A 22,515-nucleotide genomic window follows, 5' to 3' on the forward strand; every position below is an offset into this window, starting at 1 on the left:
CCCTACCCGTCTTCTACAGTCACGCGAGACCGACGGGGGACCCCGATTTTCGGCCCCGTCCATGGCAGTTCTGTCTGCACTGTTGCCGTCTACGCGCACGCTGTGACGACAGGAAGCAGTGCACAGCGCACGCTGTGCGGACAGGAGGTAGTGAACAGCGCACGCTGTGCAGACAAGCAGCAGTGAACGGCGAACGACGGAGTGGCGAGAAAGCGTAGGGGCCTCTCTGACCGGATCAGTCGTCGCCGTACAGGTCGGCGACGCGCTCGGCGAGCGGGTCGGGGCTCGTCCGGCCGGTCACGACGTCGAGGCGGTCGCCGTCGGCGAAGAAGACGACGGCCGGGGCCGCGTTGACCTCGTGGGTCCGGCTGAAGTCCGGACACTGCTCGCCGTCGAGGCCGCCGACCGCGGCGTCGTCGGGGAACGCCGCCAGGATCTCGTCGAGGTCGCTCTTCATCCCCTCACAGGGGGCGCAGCCGCGTTTCCACACCGTGACGACCGCGCGGTCGTGTTCGGCGAGGAAGTCGGCGTAGCTGTCGTCGTCGAGTTCCGCCACCGCGTCGGGGACGGGCGAGTCGGGGCCGACCTCGACGACGATGCCGGCCATCTCCGCGAGTTCGCCGGTGTCGTACCCGTCGAGGCGCGCGTACAGCGTGAGGTACGTCGCGAACTCCTCGCGGCTGACGTCGAGGCGGTCGACCCGGTCGGCGGCGGCCTCCGTCGAGGGGAGGTCGAACGCGTCGGCGACCGAGCGGTGAAACTCCTCCTCGTCCACGTCGAGGTACGTGTCGTAGTAGACGTGCCGGTTCTGCTCGAAGTCGTCGGTGGTCCACACCTCGTCGCTCGCCTCGTCGTAGTCGAGGACGCCCTCGTCGACGAGGGCGTCGATGTGTGTGTCGACCGTCCGTTCGTCCATCGTTTGTGACATAGCTGTGTGTTCAGACGCCGAGGTAGCGCTCGCGCGTCTCGTCGTCGGCTTGCAGTTCGTCGGCCGACCCTTCGAAGACGACGCTCCCCTGGTCGACGACGTAACACCGGTCGGCGATCTTCATCGCCGCGACGGCGTTCTGTTCGACCAGCAGGACCGTCGTCCCCTGCTCGCGGATCCGCTCGACCGCGCCTTCGACCGTCTGGATGATCTGCGGTGCGAGCCCCTCGTAGGGCTCGTCGAGCATCAGCAGGTCGGTGCTCTGTTTGAGCGCCCGCGCGATGGCGAGCATCTGCTGCTCGCCGCCCGAGAGCGTCCCGGCGAGCTGGTTCTGTCGCTCTGCCAGCCGAGGGAAGTCGTCGAGGATCTGCTCGATCGACTGACCCTCGTGTTCGAACTCCAGGTCGCGGCCCCAGGTGTTCGAGCGGTTTTGCACCACGTCCGCCAGGTGGAGGTTCTCTTCGACCGTGAGGTTGCCGAACACCCGGCGCTCCTCGGGCACGTGGGAGATGCCCAGCACCGAGATGTCCTCGGTCTCCATGTCCGTGATGTCGTGACCCTTGTAGGTGATCCGGCCGCTCCGGACGTCCGGGGGTCGCGCGCCGGCGATGCTGCGCAGCGTCGTCGTCTTGCCGGCGCCGTTGCGCCCGAGCAGCGCGCAGATCTCGCCCTCCTCGACGCGCATCGACACGTCGCGGAGGATGTGGCTCTGGCCGTAGTAGCTGTCGACGTCGTCGAGTTCGAGCAGGCTCACAGTTCGACACCTCCCAGGTAGGCTTCCTGGACGCTCGGGTCGCCCTGGACCTCGTCCGGGGTGCCCTCTGCGATGATGCTGCCGCGGTTGAGGACGGCGATGCGGTCTGAGACGCTGAAGACGATCTCCATGTCGTGTTCGACCAGCAGGATGGTCAGGTCCATCTCCTCCTGCAAGTCCTTGATGAGTTCGACCGTCGCCTGAGTCTCCTCCGGTGACATGCCGGCGGTCGGCTCGTCCATGAGGAGCAACGCCGGTTCGCTCGCCAGCGCGATCCCGATCTCCAGGCGGCGCTTGTCGCCGTAGGGGAGGTCGGCCGCGCTGGCGTCCTTCTGGTCGAGCAGGCCGACCGCTTCGAGCGTGTCGAGCGTCCGCCGCTCGACCGCCGGGTAGCTGTTCCGGTGTTTCAGGAAGTTGAAGCGGAACGAGCCGTGTTCGGCGCCCAGAGATGCGATGTTGGCGTTCTCCTCGACGCTGAGTTCGGGGAAGATCGAGGCCGTCTGGAACGACTTCCCGATGCCCCGCTGTACCACCTCGTGGGGATCCAGGTCGGTGATCGACTCGCCGTCGAAGCGGATGTCGCCCTCGGTCTCCTCGAGCATCCGGGTGATGAGGTTGATCAGCGTCGACTTCCCGGCGCCGTTGGGACCGATGAGCGAGAGCAGTTCGCCCTCCTCGATCGTCAGGTTCACGTGGTCCGTGGCGACGAGCCCGCCGAACTCCTTGACGAGGTCGTCCGTCTCCAGGATCGCGGTCATCGGTCGTCACCTCCGAGGCTGCGGCCGACGCGGTCGCGGACCCACTCGACGCCGCCCCAGATGCCGTTCGGCATGAGGACGACGACGGCGATGAAGACGAGCCCCAGGATCAGGTGCCAGAAGGGCCCGATGGCCTCCATCCCGCTGACGATGTTGGCGACGTACATGTAGAGACCCGCGCCGAAGATCGGGCCGAACAGGGACCCGACGCCACCGAGGACGGTGATGACGACGATGTCGCCGCTGACCGTCCAGTTGAGGGTGTTCTCGATCGGGACGAACGAGCGCTGGATGACGTAGAGGCTGCCCGCGACGCCGGCGAACGCCCCCGAGAGGACGAACGCCATCAGCTTGTAGCGCCAGACGTTGAGGCCGACGAACTCCGCGCGCTGCTCGTTCTCGCGGATAGCGCGGAGGACGGCGCCGTACGGTGAGTTGAGGATGCGGTTGCCGACGACGACGGCCAGGACCGTCGCGGCCCCGACCAGCACGTACATCCACGTCTCGATGATCGCGTCCGGCACGAGCGCGACGCCCGCGCCGAGGTCGAGAAAGCCCAGCAGCGGGTCGACCTCGACCGCGTTGAAGCCGTTCTCGCCGCCGGTCAGCCACCCGAGCGGCGAGAGGGCGATGTAGTAGATCATCTGGCCGAACGCGAGCGTGAGGATCGCGAAGTAGATGCCGCCGCGGCGCAGGGAGATCCACCCGATCACCCACGCGAGCAGGACCGCCGTGGTCGTCCCCACGAGGATCATCGCGATCGGACTTCCGGTCACGTTCGCGCTGAAGATACCGGCCGCGTAGGCCGCCGTCCCCCAGAACATCGCGTGTCCGAACGAGAGGAGGCCGGTGAACCCGAGTATCAGGTCGTAGCCGATGGCGAAGATCGCCCAGATGAGCGTGAGCGTGACGAGGCTCCGGTACCAGACGTACCCGCGCGGGATCCCCAGCTGTTCCGGGAGCGTCACGAGCACGAACGGGGCCAGCAGGACACCGACGAGCGTGAGGACGGCGATCGTTAGCTCGCGGTCGCGAACGGCCCGCCAGCGCTCGTAGAGCGACGGCGTGCCGTCGGCGACCTCGCCGCTCTCGCTCGTCTCGCCCGAGGGCTGGACCTCGTCGCTCATGTGCTCACCTCCTCGGACCCGAGCAGTCCCTGTGGCCGCGTGAGCAGGACGACGACCGCCAGCACGTAGATGCCGACCTGCGCCCACGGCGTGAAGTTGACGCTGAAGCCGCCCAGCGACTGGGTCCCGAGCGAGATGAGCGTCACCTGCACCATCCCGATGAGCGTCCCGCCCAGCACCGCGCCGCGGACCGAGCCGACGCCGCCGATGACGACGGTCAGGAACGCGGGGACGAGGATGGTCATCCCGATCTCGGGGTTGATGTTCTGCAGCGGGCCGCCGACGACGCCCGCGATCCCCGCGAGCGCGGCGCCGATGCCGAACATCACGAGGTACGGGCGGGTGATCCGGATCCCGAGCAGCCGGACCATCTCGGGGTCGCGCGTCCCGGCCTTGACGACCAGGCCGAAGTCGGTGTACTCGACGATGGCGTAGACGGCGATGACGAGCGCCGCCGTGATCGCGATCACCCAGACGCGCCAGACGTCGATGGTCACGGCCGAGAGCGGGACGCCGACGGGCCCCGACAGCGGGATGCCCCCGGCGACCTCGCTCGGGATGTCGTAGTTGTAGGTCCGGGGACCGATCAGCGCGTGGATCAGCTCCTGGACGACGATCGCGAGGCCGAAGGTGACCAGGATCTGGTCGGTGTCGGGGCGGTCGTAGAACGGGCGGGCGACGAACCGCTCCATCGCGAGCCCGACGACGAACACCAGCATCGGGACGATGACGAGCGCGGCGAAAAAGCCCCACTCGAGCCCGAGCGTCGGGAATCCCCACTCGGCGAGTCGCCCGTTGGAGATCGAGATCTCCTGGGTGATCACCAGCCCTACGTACGCGCCGATCACGTAGAGCGCGCCGTGGGCGAAGTTGACGAACTTGAGCGTCCCGAGGATGATCGAGAGCCCGATCGCCAGCAGTACGTAGATCGCTCCGGTCTGGAGGCCGTTGACGAGCAAGACGATGAGTTCGCCGACGAAGCTCACTGCGACCTCACCCCCCGTCTCCGGTGGCGACCGACGCGGTCGTCAGCCGTCCGGGTGTGAATGCCATTCATGGTACGTGTCGTCTGGAAATCATGTATACAGTTGTTAGTGCCTGTGAGAAACCGAGTCCCTACTCGTCCCCGTAGTCGCCGAGTTCGCATTCCGCGGCCGGCCCCTCGTCGCAGGCGTAGCCGACGTCTTCCCGAGAGGTGATGTTGACGATCTCGAAGTAGTTGCCTCCCTGCTGATCCGACTCGGGGAGTCCCCGGACGACGGGGATCGCCCGCTGGGCCTGGTGGTCGCACGCGCGCATCGTCTCTTCGCCCATCCCGATGTTGTCGTACTCGTACCCTTCGAGTTCACGGATGACCTCCGGCGGGTAGAACGTCCCCGCGCGTTCGGCGGCCGCCGCGTACTGGAGCGTCTGTGCGTAGGCCAGCTGGGCCGGTCCGGACGGGCTGCGGCCGTCGTACTCCTCGCCGAACACCTCGGCGAAGGAGTTCGATGGGCCGTTGTCGATCTGGGAGTCCCAGGCGATGGTTCCGTAGATCCCGTCGATGGCCCCGCTCGCGGCCTCGGCCATCGGCCGGTTGTACAGCGGCATCACGATCTCCATGTCCTCGTCGATGCCCGCGTCGATGGCGTCCGTCAGCGAGTTCGCCCCGTCGAGCCCGTAGTGGTTGAGGAAGAGGGCGTCCGCGCCGGAGCTCTGGGCCTCCGAGAGGTACGACGAGAAGTCGCTCGTGTCCAGCGGCGTCGCCACGCTGTCGACCTGGCTCCAGCCGGCTTCCTCGAAGAACTTTTTCATCGACGCCTGCTGGGTCTGTCCCCAGGAGTAGTCGGCGTACAGCTGGTAGAACTCGAGGTCGTCGCCGTACTCGTCGGTGACGACCGGCGTGAGCGCCTGTCCGGTCATGTAGGCGTTGAACATCTCCCGGAAGCCGTAGCGAACACAGTCCTTCCCGGTGGTGTCGTTCGAGTGGGTCAGGCAGTTCATGAACATGACCTTCTCGCGCTGGGCCACCCCCTGCTGGGCGATGGCGACCGCGCTCGAGGACCCACCGGAGAACATGATGACTCCGTCGCGCTGGACCATCCGCGACGCCGACTCGTCGGCGGTCGACGCGTCCGTCGCCGTGTCACCCTCGACGTAGTCGATCTCGTACCCGAGCACGCCGTCGCCGGAGAGGTCGTCCCACTCGTCGACCCACCCGCCCCCGTTGTTGAGGTGCTTGACGGCGAGCTCGTACGCACGCAGTTCGTCCTCGCCCTCCGAGGAGTACGGCCCGGACTGGGGCACGTTGAACCCGAAGGTCGCCGTGTCCCCCTCGATCGGGTAGTTACCCAGCGACGGGTAGTCGCCGCCGTCACCGCCGTCACCACCGTCGCCGCCGTCGCCACCATCACCACCGTCGCCACCGTCGCCGCCGTCGCCACCTTCGTCGGTACAACCGGCGAGTCCTGCCAGTCCCACGGCGCCCGCTGCGCCCGAGTGTTTCAGTAGCCGACGCCGCGACACCGAGTTGTCGTCCCGTGACATACAGTCACAGGTGACAGACACCATCATAATAGTTGTGCATAATTATAAAAAGTGATACGCACACGGCTGCCGGTCCGCTGTCCGGTAGCTCCGTCATCACTGCCCGTACCGCCCGGGTTCGCGTCGAACGCCGCGCCCGTCCGTCCCTGAAAGATGGGCGACAGGTTTATCACCACCCCGCCGGAGCGTCTGACCAAGGACGGTCGAGTTCCCGTTCTGCCCTCCAACCGATGCCAGCGATCGAGATCTCGAACCTCACGAAACGGTTTCGCGACGTGACAGCGCTCGACGACCTGTCGTTTTCGGTGCCCGAAGGCGAGATATTCGGCTTCCTCGGTCCGAACGGCGCGGGGAAGTCGACGACGATCAACGTCCTGCTCGGGTTCACGCAGCCGACCGCCGGATCCGCTCGCGTGTTCGGCCACGACGTCCGGTCCGAGAGCAAGCGGGTCCGCGAGCGGACCGGCGCGCTCCTCGAAGGCTACGGCGTCTACGAACGGATCACCGCCCGCGAACACGTCGAACGGGCGATCCGCGCGAAGGGCGCCGACGACGACCCGACGGCGGTCCTCGAACGCGTCGGCATCCCCGAGGCCGCCGACCGAACGGCGGGCGGCCTCTCGAAGGGGATGCGCCAGCGCATGGCGATCGGCATGGCGCTGGTCGGCGGCCCCGACCTGCTCGTGCTGGACGAGCCGTCGACGGGCCTGGATCCCAACGGCACCCGCGAACTGCGCGAGGTGATCCGCGAGGAGAACCGCCGCGGCGCGACGGTCTTTTTCTCCTCGCACCTCATCGACCAGGTCGAGGCCGTCTGCGACCGGGTCGGCATCCTCAAGGACGGCGAGATGGTCACCGAGGGGAGCGTCACGGACCTCCGGGCGCAACTCGACGCCGCCACGATCACTGTCACTGTCGAACGCGCCGCCCCCTCCTCACTATTGGCCGATCTGCGCGGGATCAGTGGCGTCGAGGAGGTCGAGGCGACGGACAACCAGATCCTCGTCCGCGCACGCGGGGGCGACGCCAAGCTCCGGGCTCTCAACGCCATCGAGCGCGCGGGCGTCGGCTTCGCCGACTTCACGACGGAGGACCCGTCGCTGGAGGAGATATTCGAAGTCGCGACGCTCGGGACGCAGAACGGGCGGCGGCGGACCGACGGCGTCGAAGCGACATCGGGGGTCGAGCGATGACCTGGAAGACTGTCATGGACGACGACCTGCTGGGCGTGCGGCGGTCCCGACTCGGGCAGGGCGTCGCCGTGACCACGTTCGCGTTCACGGCCGGGATCGCGATCCTGGTCGCGCTCGCGCACTACTCGAACCCCGGGAACGAGGCGCCGCCGTTCGACTCGATCATGCTCCTGATCGGGAGCATCGCCTCGATCATCCTCCCCTTCGTCGCGATGCTGGGGAGCTACGGCGCGATAATCCAGGAGCGCGAGACCGGATCGGTCCGGTTCCTGCTCGGCTTTCCCAACTCGCGTCTGGAGGCCTACGTCGGCAAGTACCTCAGCCGGTCGGTGCTGTTCGTCGCTTCGACGGCGATCGGGTTCGTCGTCGTGGCGGGGGTCGGTTTCGGCGTCCTGCGCCAGCCCGACGTCCTGAGCTTCCTCCTGTTCACGCTGGCGACGCTCGCGTTCGGGGTCGTCTTCGTCGGCATCGGCCTCGCGACCTCGGCCGTCCTCGACTCGGAGACGCAGGTGACCACCGGGATCATCAGCGCCTACGTGCTCTTCCGCGGGGTCTGGCCCGTGATGCAGTGGGCCGGGCTGTGGCTGACCCGGCCGGAAGGCGAGGTGGGCATCCGCCCCTATCCGGAGTGGTACTTCTACCTCGGGCGATTCAACCCGATGAACGCCTACCTCGAGCTGGTGAACGTGTTGTTCAACGAGGACAGCACGTTCCCGCTGCTGACGAACCCCCGGGGCCTGGAAGCCGACTCCCTCGCCGTCTCCGAGTGGTACGCCGTCGCCGCGCTGCTCGTCTGGCTCGCAGTCGTCCCTCTCGTGGGCTATCTCGTCTTCAGGAACAAGGACGTGCTGTAGCGACCCGGGTCAGTCGGCCATCCCGATCCGTTCCCGGTAGGTGCCGTATCGCGACTCGAACAGGTTCATTATCTCGCCCATCGTCGCGTACGCCTTGACGGCGTCGACGACGTACGGCATCACGTTCTCGTCGGCGTCGATCGCCTCCTCCAGGGCGGCGAGCGCCGATTCGACGGCCTCGTCGTCCCGCTCGGCCTTCACGTCGTCGAGTCGCGAGAGCTGGGTCTCCTGGACCTCGTCGTCGACTCGGAGGAGGTCGGGTTCGGTGTCCTCCGCGACGGTGTAGGCGTTGACGCCGACGACCACTTCGTCGCCGTCCTCGACGCGCTGCTGGTACTCGTAGGCGGCGTCCTGGATCTCCCGGTGGAAGTAGCCCTCGTCGATGCCCGTCAGGACGCCCTCGGTCATCGACCCGTCGCCCATCTCCCGGATGGTCTCGATGTACGCCATCGCCTCGGCCTCGACCTCGTCGGTGAGCGCCTCGACGGCGAAACTCCCGCCCAGCGGGTCGACGATGTCAGCGGCGCCCGACTCCTCGGCGATGATCTGCTGGGTCCGCAGGGCCACGCGGACCGCTTCCTCGCTCGGGAGGGCGAGCGCCTCGTCGAAGCTGTTGGTGTGGAGGCTCTGGGTGCCGCCGAGCACGCCCGCGAGCGCCTGGATGGTCACCCGGACGACGTTGTTCAGGGGTTGCTGGGCGGTCAGCGACTGGCCGGCGGTCTGGGTGTGGAACTTCATCGCCTGGGCGTCCTCGCTGGCGTCGTACCACTCGTCCATGAGCGTCGCCCAGATGCGCCGCCCGGCCCGGAACTTCGCGACCTCCTCGAAGATGGAGTTGTGGGAGTTGAAGAAGAAGGAGAGCTGGGGCCCGAACTCGTCGACGTCGAGGCCGCGCTCCTCGCAGGCCTCGACGTAGGCCAGCCCGTCGGCGAGGGTGAAGGCGAGTTCCTGGACGGCCGTCGACCCGGCCTCGCGGATGTGATAGCCCGAGATGGAGATGGGTTTGAACTTCGGCGTCTGGTCGACGGCGAACTCGACGGTGTCGACGACGAGATCCAGTGACGGCCGGGGCGGCACCACCCACTCCTTCTGCGCGATGAACTCTTTCAGCATGTCGTTCTGGAGGGTGCCCCGGATCTCCTCGCGGGGGACGTCCTGCTGGTCGGCGATGGCGACGTACATCGCGTAGACCACCGGTGCGCTCGGGTTGATGGTGAAGGAGGTCGACACCTCGCTCACGTCGATGCCGTCGAAGATGATCTCCATGTCGCGCAGGGTGTCGACGGCGACGCCCTCGCGGCCGACTTCGCCGTCGCTCATCGGGTCGTCCGAGTCCAGCCCCATCAGCGACGGCATGTCGAAGGCCGTCGAGAGGCCGGTCTGGCCCTCGTCGATGAGGTAGTGGAACCGCTCGTTTGTCTCCCGCGGCGTCCCGAACCCGGCGAACTGTCGCATCGTCCAGGTCCGCCCGCGGTACATGGTCGGGTAGACCCCGCGGGTGTAGGGCGGTTCGCCCGGGAAACCCAGGTCCTCGTCGTAGTCGACGTCGGCGACGTCCTCTGGCGTGTAGAGCCGGTCTACCTCGTGGTTCGAGACCGTCGCGAAGTCCGCTTTGCGTTCGCCGTAGCCGTCGAGGACGGGGTCGAGCGTCTCCGACTCCCACTCCTCGCGGGCCTCGCGGATCTCGGCGAGGTCCTCGTCGTCGAACATGGGCGCAAATATTGCCGGAGCGCGCATAAGAGTTCGGGCGGGCCGAGGAGGGCGGCGACAGCGTGCATGGGAGCGGCGTCAGTGGGTGGGACGGGCCGCGTCAGTGGGGAACGGAGGGGCGCCAGCGTGCGAGCGGCGGGGCGCCAGCGGGTGGGGATTACGCAAGCGGTGTGGGGCGATCTCGTCAGCGGGGGAGTGCGATGGCGGTAGCGGAGGAGCGCCAGCGGAGGGGAGCCCGGGGGGCCGTCACTTCAGTCCCTCGGTGGCGAGGTGGTACTCGAAGACGGTCTCCATGCCGGTCACGAGCGTCGCCAGGTCGACGCTGTCGGCCGTCGCGTGGCGCGCACGCACGTCTTCGTAGATTCGCTGCCAGCGTCGGCGGAACCGTCTATCCATGCCGCTTTCCCGGATCGCCTCGACGACGGCCTCCCGTTCGTCGGTCGCCGCGACCTCGGTGGGAGAGACGACGCCCTCCTCGATGGCGGCGACGACGATCCCGGCCGAGTAGTCGCCCTCGACGACCTCGCGCTCCCAGGTGGTGAGCCAGTTGCCGATGCGGGCCATCTCCTGGAGGTCCCAGAGGGTGTTCCGCAGCGTGCCCAGATCGCGCTGGTCGAACCCCGGCGAGTACATCAGGTCGACGTCCGCGTAGGGGAACATTACCATGTTGTGCGAGTCGTACTGGGTCGCGCCGGTCAGGTTCGCCATGCTGGGGTTGTCGCTGAGGAGCGCGCTGTACTCCATCGCGTCCGCGGTCTGGCTGAAGTCGTAGGCGAAGATGTCCGCGAACTCCTCGCGGCGGGGCGCGTCCGCGAGTCCGTCCGCGAACTCGGTCCACAGGCGCTCGACGAACGCGAACGTCTCGGTGTCGACGGCGGCCCGCCCGGGGTCGGCGTCGACGACGTCACATGGCAGGCGGCAGGCCTCCCGGAACGTCCGGCGGTCGCCGCGGTGTTCGACCAGGTCGTCCAGCACCGTGACGTACATCGTGAGGATCGTCTTCTGCTCGCGGACGTGCGCCGCGTGTTCCTCGGCGACCGACGAGAGCGTAAAGGAGGGAAACAGCGAGTAGATCCACTGCCAGAGGAACCGGTCGCGCTCCTCGAAGTGGGCGTCGTACGCGTCGGCCAGCCGTTCCACGCGCTCGGGGAGCGTCACCTGCCGTATCTGCCGGAGGTGATCGACCGACTCGGGCTCCGACTGGACGCCTTGCGTCGACATCGTCACAGGCCCCCGTCAACGGTCGCTCGACCGTCGGTAACGTCCCGATACCGGCCTCGCCCTCCGCGGTGGAACGAACGCGGGGCGGAGCCGCTCGTGATGGTCGAGGGAGTCGGCGAGGTGGTCGGTTCGATCGATGGAAAACGCCCGTGCGAATCGGTCCGGGTCCGGGCGGTAGGACGCATCATACCCGGGTAAGACAGGGATATCCTGAAAGGGGTTCCTGCGGTTCTCTGGACCAGTGCGTGCGATTCACTACCGGATACTCACGGATGAATACCTGCCAGGCGCCGGAGATCCGGCCGGACTCGACACGGGACGCCCCGTCTCGGTGGGACGAACCCGCCCGTAACCTGTGATTACCGGCCGCGCGAGCGTCGAAGGGGCCAGTCGAACCGACGACGGCTCTCAGTAGTGTCCCATCAGTCCCTGCTGGCGGGCGCGGGTGCCCATCCACTGGAAGGCCCCGTAGCCGACCCCGAAGTAGACGATCGCGGTGCCGACGAGCAATGCGACCTCTGCGGGCGGCAACTCCCAGAGGTGGAGTCCCCGCTGCATCGACGTCGCGAGGAGGTAGCTCCCCTGGGAGATGGGGAGCAGGCGAACCCAGAACACGTCCAGCGTGGGCGAGGCGATCAGTCCGAGGAAGACGAACTGGAGGATGTTGAACACGTTCTCGACGCGCTTGAACAGCAGCGCCAGGCCGCCGAAGAAAAACCCCATCCCGATCGCTGGCGCGATGGCGAGGACGGTGACGACCACGATGGTCTCGACGGGGAGGTGCAACGACTCGCCCGTCAGCGCGAGCATGAAGGCGAGCGTGGCCGCGCCCCAGCCGAAGCTCTCGACGACGCGAACCGCGATGTGGCCGAGCATCACCCGGCCGTAGCCGAACGGGGACATGTACAGCTGTTCGAGCGTCCCCCACTGAGACTCGCGCGTGACGCTCCACGCGAGGCCCGAGAACGCGGTCATCGCCATGCTCCAGAGGAAGTAGCCGACGATGATCCCGCCGAGGCTGTCGGTGAGCGCCCGACTGGACAGCGCCTGTCCACCGAAGAAGATCATCCCGAAGAACAGGAACGTCATCGCGAGCCCCGACAGCGTGTTCACCGGGTAGCGGTAGAGCAACAGCGCCCGCTTCTTCGCGAGCGCCCACAGCAGCGTCCCGTAGCTCCCGGTGGCTCGCTCGCGCTCTCGACTGTCTGTCGCGCCGCGCTCTGCGGGAGCGGTCTCGGCGCTCATCGCCGATCACTTCCGTTTGCCCGGCCCGGCGGGGTCGAACCGTGCCCGTTGGTCAGTTCGAGGAAGACGTCTTCGAGGTCGGGGTCGATCGATTCGACCTCGTGGACCGTCAGGTCCGCGTCCCGCAGGTCGTCCATGAGGTCGTAGAACCGTTCCGGGTCGCCCAGCGCCACGTCGAACGCCGTCCGGTCGCCGCGGGGCTCGAACCCCTCGACGCCGTAGGCTTCCCGGAGGCGGTCGCGCGTCTCGTCGTCGACCGCGTTCCCGCTGTCGTCGGTCTCGCCGTCGGTCGCCCCCGCCTCTCGCTCGCCCGCTGCGCCGACGACCACGCGGTAGGCGAACGTGCGGAACACGTCGATCAGGTCGGCGACGGCGTCGTCGGCGATGACTTCGCCACCGTTCATGATGACGACGCGGTCGCAGACGTCCTGGACGACGTCCATGTCGTGGCTGGAGAGGACGATGGTCATGTCCTCCTGGTCGGCCAGCCGGCGGATCTCCCGCCGGAGTTCGACCGAGGACTCCACGTCGAGGCCGAGCGTCGGCTCGTCGAGGAACGCGACTTCCACGTCGCGGGCGAGCGCGCAGGCGAGTGACACTTTCTGCTTCTGGCCCCGCGAGAGGTCGTTGACCGGCTCGTCGGCTTTCTCGGCGAGCGAGAGCTGTTCGAGGAGGGCGTCGTGGCGCTCGCGGAGCGCGCCGGGGGACTCGCCGCCGACGGCCGCGAAGAACTCCAGGTTCTCGCGGACGGTGAGCTTCCAGTAGACGTTTCGAGCGCCTTCCAGCATCGCGCCGACGCGGGCGTAGGCCGCCCGCGGGTCGCCGTAGACGTCGACGCCGGCGACGCGAACGTCGCCCTCGTCGGCGATCACCAGCCCGAGAACGGACTTGATGAGGGTCGTCTTGCCAGCGCCGTTGGGGCCGAGCACGCCGACGACCGTTCCGGGCCGGACGTCGAGATCCACGCCGTCCACCGCCCGGACAGCCTCCTCGCCCTCGCCGAAGGTCTTCGTCAGGTTCCGGATCGAGAGGGCCGCTCCCTCGTCGCTCGGCGCCGGTCCACCACGCTCGTCGACCGTCGCCACCTCGTCGGGGACCTGTTCGGGTGCCGTGGTCATCGTAGTTCGGCGTAGTCGGTGTCAGCCCATAACCATTTCCTGTACGGCCGTTCAGTTCTGCATCTGACAGGACGCAACCGTTTTTCCGGCGGCCGGGCAACGGATCGCATGGTCGAGCGCGGTGGATCCCGTGGAGTGGGTAACGGCGACGGTGGTGACGGGCAGACGACGGCCGAAGACGCGGACCCGACGTCGGTGTTCGAGTTACTCGCCGACGAGACGCGGCTGGCGATCGTTCGGGAACTCGCCGCGGAGCGCCAGTCGAACTGGCAGTGGGCGGGTGCGACGTTCGCCGAGTTGCGCCGCGCTGTGGGCGTCGAAGACGCCGGCAACTTCAGCTACCACCTCGAGAAGCTCTGCGGGCCGCTCGTCGTCAAGGACGGCGACGAGTACCACCTGCGCAATCGCGGCATGCAACTGGTCGGTGCGGTCGAGTCGGGGCGGTACACCGGCCCGGGAGACCCGATGCGCGAGAACGTCGACTACGACTGTCCGTACCCCGACTGCGACCGCCCGCTCGTCGCCGTCTACGAGGACCAGTACTTCCGACTTCGCTGTCCGGCCCACCACGTGTTCAACGGGACGGCGCTCCCGCCCGTCGCGGCCGATCACCACACGGCGGACGAACTGGTCGCGATCACCATGCTGGAGATGCGTCAGCAGGTCCAGCGGGCCCGGGCGGGCGTCTGCCCGAACTGCTGGGGGCCGATAGAGGGTCAACTCCCCGGGACGGACGCGTCGCTGTCGTCGCAGATAGACGTCGACCTCCCCGAAGACATCCTGCTCGCGACGTTCGATTGCGACCAATGTGGGATCTCGTTCGACCTCCCGCCGGGCGCGTGCGTCGTCGAACACCCTGCTGTCGTGGCATTCTACCGACACCACGACGAGCCGATCCGCGGTCGGCCCTACGTCACGCTGCCGTTCTGTCACCTCGATCGTGGCGCCCTCGAATCCGAGGATCCCGTCCGCGTTCGCATCGACGTGCGTCTGGACGGGGACCGCCTGTCGCTGTGGCTCGACGAGGAGACGAACGTCGTCGAATGCGAGCGCGAGTAAGGGAGTTTCCGGCGTTCAGTCCCGCAGTCGGTGGGTCTTCTGGACCAGCGGGTGGTGGGCGTAGTCGACGACGGCGATGTCGTCGATCGATTCGAGGTTTTCCTTCTCGGCGGTCTTGGCCATCCCGAGGTCGACGGGTTCCGAGAGGACGATGACGTAGGCGTCCATCGACTCGATGTCGAGGCGCGCGGCGGCCTTGACGCGGTGGTGGCCGTCGGCGAGCAACAGGTCGCCGTCGTTGTCGATGACGACGAGCGGTTCCGCCAGGCGGCGTTCGAGTTCGTACCGTCGCCCTTCCAGTTCGTCGGCGTAGACTTTCGCCTGGGTGGGCGTCAGTTCCGCGAGCGACACCTCGCGACGCTCCTGGGAGACGGCGACGCCGTGGATATTCTCCAGCGTCTGCATCAGGTTGTCCACCTTCCCGGGGGTGGCGCGTTCGATCTGCGACCGGATCACGTCGGCGTTGCTGATGATGCCCACGAGGTTGCCGGCGTCGTCGACGACGGGGAGCTTCTGGATGCCAGACCGGAGGATGACGCGAGCGGCGTCGTCGACGTTCATGTCGGGATGGGCGACCAGCAGGTCGTCGCTCATCACCTTGAAGATGGGTTCGGCGTCGGGCTCCTGGAGCAGGTCGCGAGCGCTGACGAACCCCTCGACGTGTCGCCCGTCGCACACGGGAAAGCCGCTGTGTTCGGTGCTGCCGGCGATCTTGGCGGCGACGTCGCCGACAGTGTCGTCCGGTGAGACGGTCTCGACCTCGCGGGTCATGTAATCTTTCACTGACAGCGCTCCCTCCTCGACCATTAGCGGTCAGACTCGTCGCGCGGGCAAAAACACACCGCCTGTGACCCGCAGTACTGGGCGTCGTCGAGCGACTGCGACCGACCGATCACTCGCCGGTCTCGCCGTCGGACTCCACGCCGGCGTCGCGCTCGTCGCTGGACCGGTCCTCGTCGCGCTCGCCGTCGTCACTGTTCGATCCGCTGGCGGCGGCGTCCGCCTGCGAGCGGCCGTCGCCGGCCAGGCCGGAGCCGTGGTAGTCCTCGGCGTGGAGGTCGGCCACGACGCGGTGGGAACGAGAGCCCATCGCGTCGAGGAAGCGGTCGGAGACGATGGCGCGGACGACCTCGTTGAGCGACTCGTCGTCGGCGTCGATGGCGTCCAGCAGGCCGAGCGAGATCTGGGCACCGGCCATGTCGGCGTGGCCGCCGGCGCTCCCGATCTGTCCGAACGCGTCACGGAGCGTCTCGCCCAGGTCCAGGTCCGTGCCGCGGGCACGCGCCGAGACGTAGATGGTGCCGTCGCTGATGCCGTAGACGAGCGTCGTCGTCACGTCTTCCAGGTCGAGCAGCCGGTCGGCGGCCTGGGCGAGCGCGTCTCGGTCCGAGAGCTGTCCGACGCAACTCAACAGTCCCGTTCCGTGGCGCTCGCGGTTACGGATCGCCCGCGCGATGGTGTCGAGCGTCTCGGCGCTCATGCTCGGCGCCTCGATCCGGTCGAGCGTCCCCGCGTCCGCGTGCGGGACGAGAAACGCCGACGCCTCGAAGTCCCGGGGGTTCACCTCTCTGGTGTACTCGTCGGTGTCGACGCGGATGCCGAACAGCAGACCCGTCGCGACCTCCCGCGTCGGCGTGATGCCCAGCGTCCGGAGGTAATCGACCAGGAGCGTGCTCGTCGCGCCCACCTCGCTGCGCAGGTCCACGAAGCGCGCCTCGACCGGGTAGCGGGGCGGGTGATGGTCGATGACCACGTCGACCGGCGTGTCCGCTGCCAGTCCGTCGTTGACTCCCGGCCGGGAGTGGTCCACTAGCGCCACGCCGTCGTAGTCGTCCAGGTCCGTCCCCGGTTCGAGGTTGATGAGATCGAACTCCAGCACGTTAACGAACGCGCGGTTCTCCTGGTGGGTGATGTCGCCGAAGTAGCAGATGTCCGCTTCGCAGCCGGCGGTGTCGGCGATCCGGGCCAGCGCGACGGCGCTCGCGATCGCGTCGGGGTCGGGGTTGTCGTGCGTGACGATCGCCAACCGACCGCCGATGTCCCGGAGCACGCTCATCAGTTTCCGCGTCCGGAGGCCGGCGTCGCCGACCTTCTCGATCAACCGTTCGGCCGTGGCCGCCCTCGGGTCGACGACTTCGTCGGCGACGGCCTCGACGGCCGCCACCTGGTCGTCCGTGGGTTCCTCGCCCGCGTAGGCGAGGACGAACGCGTCGGGGTACACCTGGCGGACCGCGCGCGCGGCGGCCACGTTCGTCCCCGGGTCCGCCGTCGCGACGGCGACCGTGTCCGGCCGCTCGCACTCCCGCAGCGTCGCCACCGCCGTCGGATCGCCGACCTCCGCCGCCACCCCTTCCTCGCGGAGCGTCCGAACGGCGTTCTCGTCGGTGGCGACCACCGAAAGCCGGCCCTCCCGGTCGCGTAGCTCACCGACGAGTGTGCCCGCGAGCGACCCGGTCCCCAGGACGAGGCGGGACGTCATACCCTGTGGTCGGTCAACAGCGGGTAAAAAACCATCACACTCGTTTCGCCCTGCGAATCGGCCGAGTCGCGGCCCCGTCCGCGTTCGTCAGTCTCACTTCAGGCGTTCCTGGAGGAAAGAGGGGTGGGCGGCGCTGATGCCTTCGACGGCCTTGATCCGGGACTCGATGACGTCCCCCACCGCGTCGCCGTCTGAGGCGCGAACTTCGGCCATCAGCATGTGGTCGCCGCTGGAGGTGTAGAGGGCTTCGATCTCCTCGATCCCCTTGAGTTCGCGGATCGCTTCGACGTAGCGTTCGCTCTCGACGTCCATCCCGACGAGGGCGATCGACTGGCCGGGGAGTTTCTTCGGGTCCACGTCGGCCGAGTAGCCGACGATTACCTCCTCGTCCTCGAGGCGCTGGATGTACTTGCGGACCGTAGGCTTCGATACCTCGACCCGGTCCGCGATTTCGGCGTAGGAGGCCTGGGCGTCCTCCTCCAGGACGGAGAGGATCTGTTCCTCCGTCGATTCGGCGCTCATACACCTTAATTTACCTCGCGACGAAAAATATCTTCCGAAACCACAAACGCCGTTCGGGCGGGTCGTTCGAGTTCGCCAGTGCGCCCCGTCGGGGGTGGCGAGTCGCCCCGAGACGGCGGGATTCCGCGTCGCGCCGGCGGGTCCGGCTTACGTGTGCTTCTGGATGAGCTGCTCGGCGCAGCGCTCCCACTCGGCGTCCTCGTCGTAGTAGCGCTCGGCCAGCGGCTCCTCGGGCATCTCGCCCGTCGCGCGCTTCTCCTCGCCGTAGGAGGGGCGCTCGGGACTCTTGTAGAAGCGACCGGTCAGCACCTCGCCCTCGTAGAGCTTCGACTCGACCTCGTACATCATCTTGCCGGCCTCTTCCCGGTTCGTGACGTCGAAGTCGTAGTCGTCGGAGTCCTGCACGTCCGTGTAGGGGACGTACTGGCGGGCGTCCTTGTTCCAGGTCGGACACTGGGTCAGGAAGTCGATGTGCGCGAAGCCGTCGTGCTCGACGGCCTCGGCGATGATCTCCGCGGCCTGGTTCGGGTTGACCGCCGCCGTGCGGGCGACGTAGGAGGCCCCGGACGCCAGTGACAGCGAGAGCGGTCGAACGGGCTGCTTGGCGCTCCCGCTGGGCTGGGTCTTGGACTTGTGACCCTTCGGGCTCGTCGGCGAGGTCTGGCCCTTGGTGAGGCCGAAGATCTCGTTGTTGAACACGATGTAGGTCATGTCGTGGTTCTCGCGGGCGGTGTGCATGAAGTGGTTCCCGCCGATCCCGTAGCCGTCGCCGTCGCCGCCGGCCGCGACGACCTCGACGCCGGGGTTCGCGAGTTTCGCAGCGCGGGCGACCGGCAGCGCGCGCCCGTGGATGGTGTGGAACCCGTAACTCTCGAAGTAGCTGTTCAGCTTGCCCGAACAGCCGATGCCCGTACACAGGAGGACCTCGTCGGGGTTCTTCCCGAGCTTGGACATCGCTTTCTTCAGGGCGTTGTTCACCGCGAAGTCGCCACAGCCCGGACACCACGTGGGCTGGGGCTCGATCCCGGGTGTGAACTCGTCTTCCTCGGCCTCTCGTTGTTCGCCGATGGCGCTGAATGCACTCATTGGTTAGTCACCTGCCGCTGGGACGTACTTCATGTTGTTCACGGCCAGTTCCTCGCCCTCGATGCTGGACTCGAAGCCCTCGACGATCTCCGCCGGTTCGAACGGGTTGCCGTTGTACTTCAGCAGACTCGAGAGCTTCGGGCCGAAGCGACCGAGTTCCTTCTGGGTCAGCCCGCGGAACTGCGCGGTCGCGTTCATCTCGACGACGAGGCACTCCTCGACGGATTCGAGGAACTCGCTGACCTCTTCCTCGGGATAGGGCATCAAGTCGCTGACGCCGATGGCCTTGACCGAGTGGCCGGCGTCGTTGAGGCGGTCGACGGCCTCGAAGACGGTGCCCTGGTGGCTGCCCCAGCACATGATCCCGTACTCGGCTTCGTCGGGACCGTGGTGGGTCTGGTTGCCCTTCTCGTCGAGCTCCTCGCGGATGGAGTCGAGCTTGCCGAGGCGGCGGTTCATCTGGAGGACGCGGTTGGTCGGGTCCTCGCTGATGTGGCCGGCCTCGTTGTGCTCGTTCCCCGTGGCGAGGAAGCGGCCGCCCTTCTGTCCGGGCACCGAGCGCGGGCTGACGCCTTCTTTGCCGCCCTCGGCGTCGTACTCGAAGCGCTTGAACTTGCCAGCGTGGTGTTCGGCGGCCTCGGCGATCTCCTCCTCGGTGATGACCGAACCCGGGTCCGCGTCGGGTTCGCGGTCGAAGAAGCTCGCGTCGACGTTGCGCAGTTCGCCCTGGAGCTTCTGGTCGTAGACCAGGATCGCCGGGATGTGGTAGTCGTACGCGAGTTCGAACGCGGTCCGGATCTGCTCGTAACACTCCTCCTGGTCGCCCGGCGCGAACACGACGCGGGCGGAGTCGCCCTGGCTCGTGTAGAGGACGTGTTCGAGGTCGGCCTGTTCGGGCTTGGTCGGCATCCCCGTCGAGGGCCCCGCTCGCATGGCCTCGACGAGCACGACCGGCGTCTCGGACATCTCTGCGAGCCCGAGCGGTTCGCTCATCAGCGCGAAGCCACCGCCGGACGAGCCGGACATGGCCTTCACACCGGCGTGGCTGGCACCGAGCGCCAGCGACGCGGCGGCGATCTCGTCCTCGACCTGCTCGGAGATTCCACCGAACTTCGGCAGGTTCTGGGACATGATCGTGAACACGTCCGTCCACGGCGTCATGGGGTAGCCGGAGATGAAGCGGCAACCGGCGTCGAGGGCGCCGTAGGCGATGGCGTCGCTGCCCGACACCAGCGCCTGGGGCTCCTCGGGGTCGTCGTGGTCGGGAATGGAGATGTCGTGGTTCTGCTCGAACTCCTGGGCCTGCTCGTAGCCGTCCTGGATGACTGCGAGGTTGGCCTCGAGGATGTCCTCGTCCCACATCTCCTCCATGATCCCCTCGTACTCCGAGGTGTCCATGTCGAGGAGCGCGGCCGTGACGCCGATCCCTGCGTTGTTACGCATGATCTCGCGGCCGTGTTCCTTCGCGATGCCGCGCAGGTCGACCGGGTAGACGTGCCAGTCGTTCTCCTCGGCGCGCTCTTCGAGGTTCAGCTCCGCGACCTGCTCCTCGTCGATGAGCCCCGAGTCGTAGACGATGATACCGCCTTCGCGGAGTTCGTCGAGGTTCTCCGAGAGGGGTTTCAGTTCCTCGTTCCCGTAGTAGGCGTCTTCCTGGGGGTTCCGTGCGAAACTGTCACCGAGCGCCAGCAGGAAGTTGTAGCCGTCCCCGCGGGACTCCGCCCCGTCGGGAGTGGCCCGTACTTCCACGTAGGTGTGGCCGCCCCGAATCCGGGACGGATAGTGTCGGTGTGTGAATACGTCGAGACCCGAGCGCATGAGGGCCTTGGCGAAGTACCGACTGTTGCTGTCGATACCGTCGCCGGAACCACCCGCAATCCGCCATATTAGTTCCTGATCTGTCATGGATACATCGATCGGCCCCGATTCGGGTGCCGTGAACGAAACGACGAATGGACCTGACTAAAGCGTTTTCACTCTGTCACCGGGGAATAATCGTGAAGGATGGGTACGGACCGTCTCGCGCCTGAACTCGGGCGAGGGTGACAACTGCACGCACATACGATCGCTGTCGTATATCTCTGTACGTGTTCTCTATTTCAGTAAGCCGTTCCCTACAGCGGTTTGCGGCGTGATCGATCGCTCTCGAGGCCGTGCTCCAGGCCGGTATCCGCCGATATCGGACGCGCGAACGGCTCCCCCGGTCGTAGTCACGTCGCGAGCGTGGGCGTCGCTGCGTCGGGTGGGACGGGAGTCGTATCAGAAATACCGAGCGGGCGCCGGTTCGGCCCGGCGTCGAAAGCTGGCGTTACTTCGGCGCCTGGTTGTAGATCAGGTTGCGCTGGATGTCGTTCGCGCCCTCGTAGATGACCGGGACGCGCACGTCGCGGTAGACGCGGGCGATCCGGCGGTCGTGGAGGACCGAGCGGCCGCCGTGGAGCTGCATGGCCTTCTGGGCGCAGTCGTTGGCCGTCTCCGTCGACTTGAGCTTCGCCATCGCCGCCCAGAAGCCGGCGTCGTCGCTGTCGGCGACGTGGTCGGCGGCGCGCCAGTTCAGCGCGCGTGCGGCCTCGAACTCCGTCCGCATGTCCGCGAGCTTGTGCTGGACGGCCTGGAACTCGTCGACCGACCGGCCGAACGCTTCCCGGTCGTGGACGAATTCCCACGCCTCCTCGATGGCCGCCGCGGCCAGTCCGATACCGTGACCGCCGACGATCACGCGACCGTGGTTGAAGAACTCCGCGAGCATGTAGAAGCCCGCGCCCTCCACGCCGATCATGTGGTCTTCGGGGACGCGGCAGTCCTCCAGGGTGAGGTGGGCCTGCTTGGACGCCCGGAAGGCCATCTTCTCGGGGATGTGTTCGGCCTCGTACCCGTCGGCGTCCGTGGGGACGACGAACAGCGAGTAGTTGCCGTAGCGGTTGTTCTCGTCGTCGCCGGTCTTCGCGTAGACGGTCACCCAGTCGGCCTCGACGCCGTTGCCGATCCAGTACTTCTCCCCGTCGATGACGTACTCGTCGCCGTCTTTCTCTGCGGTCGTGCTCATCCCCGCCAGGTCGCTCCCGGTGTCCGGTTCGGAGACGGCGAGCCCGGTGATCTGCTCGTTCTCAGCGACGGGTCGGAGGAACTCCGCTTTGAGTTCCTCGTCGCCGTGTTCTTCGAGGATCTCGGCGCCGAAACTCGCCAGTTGCAGCGTGAGCGCGATGCCCGCGTCCGCGCGGTAGAACTCCTCGGCGATGGCCAGCACCTGGTGGAGCGAGAACCCCTTCCCGCCGTACTCTTCCCCGATGTCCTGGGCGACGAGCCCGGCGTCCATCCCGGCCTCCAGCACCTCGGTCGGGTACTCGCCCGTCTCGAAGTACGACTCGGCGTTCGGTGCGATGTGTTCGGCGGCGAACTCGCGGGCCCGTTCCTTTACTTCGCGGGCCTCCTCGGGGACCGGCCGGTCGTCCAGTAGTTCCATGTCCCTCGCAAGGAGCGCGAGACCCAAATAAACGCTGACACGCTAACAAACGGTCTGCGAGTTGATCGTTCACTCCCCGTCGGGGAAGAGCCGTGCCATGGCGTCGTCGGTGAAGTCGGGCGTCGTCACCGCGGCGTCCTTGGCGAGTTTGACGACCACGCCCTTCGGGCCCTCGAAGTAGACGTGGACGGCCATCGCCTCGTCGTGCTGGACGACGAGCGCCTCGGCCTGGCCCAGGTGGTTATAGACGTCTTCGAGGTGCCGACGGTTGTATATCGCCATCGACCGGTGGATGACGTACTCCAGCTGGAGGCTGGTGAGCTCGGTCTTCAGGTCCTCGCGAACGTGGCGCACGTCGTAGGTGAACCGGTCGCTGTCGAAGGAAGCCACCCACCGCAGGGAGTCGCCGAACCTGTCGCGGAGCCACTCCAGCAGGGCGTCGTAATCGGGGCGTGCCATACGGGGTTCTGGG

The 22,515-nt window shown here is 67.3% G+C and carries 20 protein-coding genes; 3 read left to right on the plus strand and 17 right to left on the minus strand.

From position 1 onward, the window contains the following. Positions 1-235: 235 nt before the first annotated feature. The 6 genes from ACMGFE_RS21225 to ACMGFE_RS21250 all read right to left on the minus strand — a co-directional run bounded on the left by ACMGFE_RS21225 (position 236) and on the right by ACMGFE_RS21250 (position 6,093). Positions 236-916 carry a thioredoxin family protein gene (locus ACMGFE_RS21225; protein ID WP_436927294.1) on the minus strand — a complete coding sequence of 227 codons (681 nt, stop codon included), beginning with the start codon at positions 914-916 and terminating at the stop codon, positions 236-238. 22 nt (positions 917-938) lie between these two features. Continuing rightward, a complete protein-coding gene (locus ACMGFE_RS21230) occupies positions 939-1,682 on the minus strand; it encodes an ABC transporter ATP-binding protein (RefSeq protein ID WP_436927295.1) in 744 nt (247 codons plus the stop codon). Further along, complete coding sequence (locus ACMGFE_RS21235) at positions 1,679-2,440, minus strand: ABC transporter ATP-binding protein (protein WP_436927296.1); 762 nt, start codon at positions 2,438-2,440, stop codon at positions 1,679-1,681. Before ACMGFE_RS21235 ends, ACMGFE_RS21230 begins: the two co-directional genes overlap by 4 nt. Beyond that, entirely contained in the window at positions 2,437-3,567 is a 1,131-nt protein-coding gene (locus tag ACMGFE_RS21240; protein WP_436927297.1) for a branched-chain amino acid ABC transporter permease, read from the minus strand. Before ACMGFE_RS21240 ends, ACMGFE_RS21235 begins: the two co-directional genes overlap by 4 nt. Beyond that, positions 3,564-4,553 carry a branched-chain amino acid ABC transporter permease gene (locus ACMGFE_RS21245; RefSeq protein ID WP_436927298.1) on the minus strand — a complete coding sequence of 330 codons (990 nt, stop codon included), beginning with the start codon at positions 4,551-4,553 and terminating at the stop codon, positions 3,564-3,566. Before ACMGFE_RS21245 ends, ACMGFE_RS21240 begins: the two co-directional genes overlap by 4 nt. Positions 4,554-4,683: 130 nt before the next feature. Beyond that, positions 4,684-6,093 carry a substrate-binding protein gene (locus tag ACMGFE_RS21250; protein WP_436927299.1) on the minus strand — a complete coding sequence of 470 codons (1,410 nt, stop codon included), beginning with the start codon at positions 6,091-6,093 and terminating at the stop codon, positions 4,684-4,686. 230 nt (positions 6,094-6,323) lie between these two features. On the opposite strand from ACMGFE_RS21250, the gene ACMGFE_RS21255 reads away from it, so the two are divergent. After that, positions 6,324-7,286: an ABC transporter ATP-binding protein gene (locus tag ACMGFE_RS21255; RefSeq protein WP_436927300.1), complete on the plus strand. Its 963-nt coding sequence runs from the start codon at positions 6,324-6,326 to the stop codon at positions 7,284-7,286. Continuing rightward, complete coding sequence (locus ACMGFE_RS21260) at positions 7,283-8,140, plus strand: ABC transporter permease subunit (RefSeq protein WP_436927301.1); 858 nt, start codon at positions 7,283-7,285, stop codon at positions 8,138-8,140. The genes ACMGFE_RS21255 and ACMGFE_RS21260 overlap by 4 nt, the downstream gene beginning before the upstream one ends. 9 nt (positions 8,141-8,149) lie before the next feature. Here ACMGFE_RS21260 and ACMGFE_RS21265 read toward each other — a convergent pair whose 3' ends face one another. From ACMGFE_RS21265 to ACMGFE_RS21280, 4 genes are all read right to left on the minus strand, one after another. After that, positions 8,150-9,850 carry an acyl-CoA mutase large subunit family protein gene (locus ACMGFE_RS21265; protein WP_436927302.1) on the minus strand — a complete coding sequence of 567 codons (1,701 nt, stop codon included), beginning with the start codon at positions 9,848-9,850 and terminating at the stop codon, positions 8,150-8,152. Positions 9,851-10,096: 246 nt separating this feature from the next. Further along, on the minus strand, positions 10,097-11,071 hold the full coding sequence (locus tag ACMGFE_RS21270) for a hypothetical protein (protein ID WP_436927303.1): 975 nt from the start codon (positions 11,069-11,071) through the stop codon (positions 10,097-10,099). A 408-nt stretch (positions 11,072-11,479) separates the two neighbouring features. Continuing rightward, a complete protein-coding gene (locus tag ACMGFE_RS21275; RefSeq protein ID WP_436927304.1) occupies positions 11,480-12,316 on the minus strand; it encodes an ABC transporter permease in 837 nt (278 codons plus the stop codon). Next, complete coding sequence (locus ACMGFE_RS21280; RefSeq protein WP_436927305.1) at positions 12,313-13,434, minus strand: ABC transporter ATP-binding protein; 1,122 nt, start codon at positions 13,432-13,434, stop codon at positions 12,313-12,315. The genes ACMGFE_RS21275 and ACMGFE_RS21280 overlap by 4 nt, the downstream gene beginning before the upstream one ends. A gap of 108 nt (positions 13,435-13,542) precedes the next feature. Here ACMGFE_RS21280 and ACMGFE_RS21285 point away from each other — a divergent pair, with 108 nt between their 5' ends. Further along, the gene (locus ACMGFE_RS21285) at positions 13,543-14,493 is read left to right on the plus strand and encodes a winged helix-turn-helix domain-containing protein (RefSeq protein WP_436927306.1); all 951 of its coding nucleotides are present in this window, start codon (positions 13,543-13,545) and stop codon (positions 14,491-14,493) included. A gap of 15 nt (positions 14,494-14,508) precedes the next feature. On the opposite strand, the gene ACMGFE_RS21290 is transcribed toward ACMGFE_RS21285, so the two are convergent. The 7 genes from ACMGFE_RS21290 to ACMGFE_RS21320 all read right to left on the minus strand — a co-directional run bounded on the left by ACMGFE_RS21290 (position 14,509) and on the right by ACMGFE_RS21320 (position 22,502). Next, a complete protein-coding gene (locus tag ACMGFE_RS21290) occupies positions 14,509-15,300 on the minus strand; it encodes a CBS domain-containing protein (RefSeq protein ID WP_436927307.1) in 792 nt (263 codons plus the stop codon). 85 nt (positions 15,301-15,385) lie between these two features. Next, a complete protein-coding gene (locus tag ACMGFE_RS21295; protein ID WP_436927308.1) occupies positions 15,386-16,972 on the minus strand; it encodes a DHH family phosphoesterase in 1,587 nt (528 codons plus the stop codon). Positions 16,973-17,065: 93 nt separating this feature from the next. Next, positions 17,066-17,494: an HTH-type transcriptional regulator LrpA1 gene (gene lrpA1 / locus ACMGFE_RS21300; RefSeq protein WP_436927309.1), complete on the minus strand. Its 429-nt coding sequence runs from the start codon at positions 17,492-17,494 to the stop codon at positions 17,066-17,068. Between the two features lie 147 nt (positions 17,495-17,641). Then, positions 17,642-18,580 (minus strand): thiamine pyrophosphate-dependent enzyme, encoded by a 939-nt coding sequence (locus tag ACMGFE_RS21305; RefSeq protein WP_436927310.1) that lies wholly within the window; start codon positions 18,578-18,580, stop codon positions 17,642-17,644. Between the two features lie 3 nt (positions 18,581-18,583). Continuing rightward, positions 18,584-20,485 (minus strand): 2-oxoacid:acceptor oxidoreductase subunit alpha, encoded by a 1,902-nt coding sequence (locus tag ACMGFE_RS21310; protein ID WP_436927311.1) that lies wholly within the window; start codon positions 20,483-20,485, stop codon positions 18,584-18,586. 403 nt (positions 20,486-20,888) lie between these two features. Continuing rightward, positions 20,889-22,043: an acyl-CoA dehydrogenase family protein gene (locus tag ACMGFE_RS21315; RefSeq protein WP_436927312.1), complete on the minus strand. Its 1,155-nt coding sequence runs from the start codon at positions 22,041-22,043 to the stop codon at positions 20,889-20,891. Positions 22,044-22,112: 69 nt separating this feature from the next. Next, positions 22,113-22,502: a DUF7522 family protein gene (locus ACMGFE_RS21320; protein ID WP_436927313.1), complete on the minus strand. Its 390-nt coding sequence runs from the start codon at positions 22,500-22,502 to the stop codon at positions 22,113-22,115. Positions 22,503-22,515 lie beyond the last annotated feature (13 nt).

Source organism: Halosimplex amylolyticum, assembly GCF_051414035.1.
Lineage (GTDB): Archaea > Halobacteriota > Halobacteria > Halobacteriales > Haloarculaceae > Halosimplex > Halosimplex amylolyticum.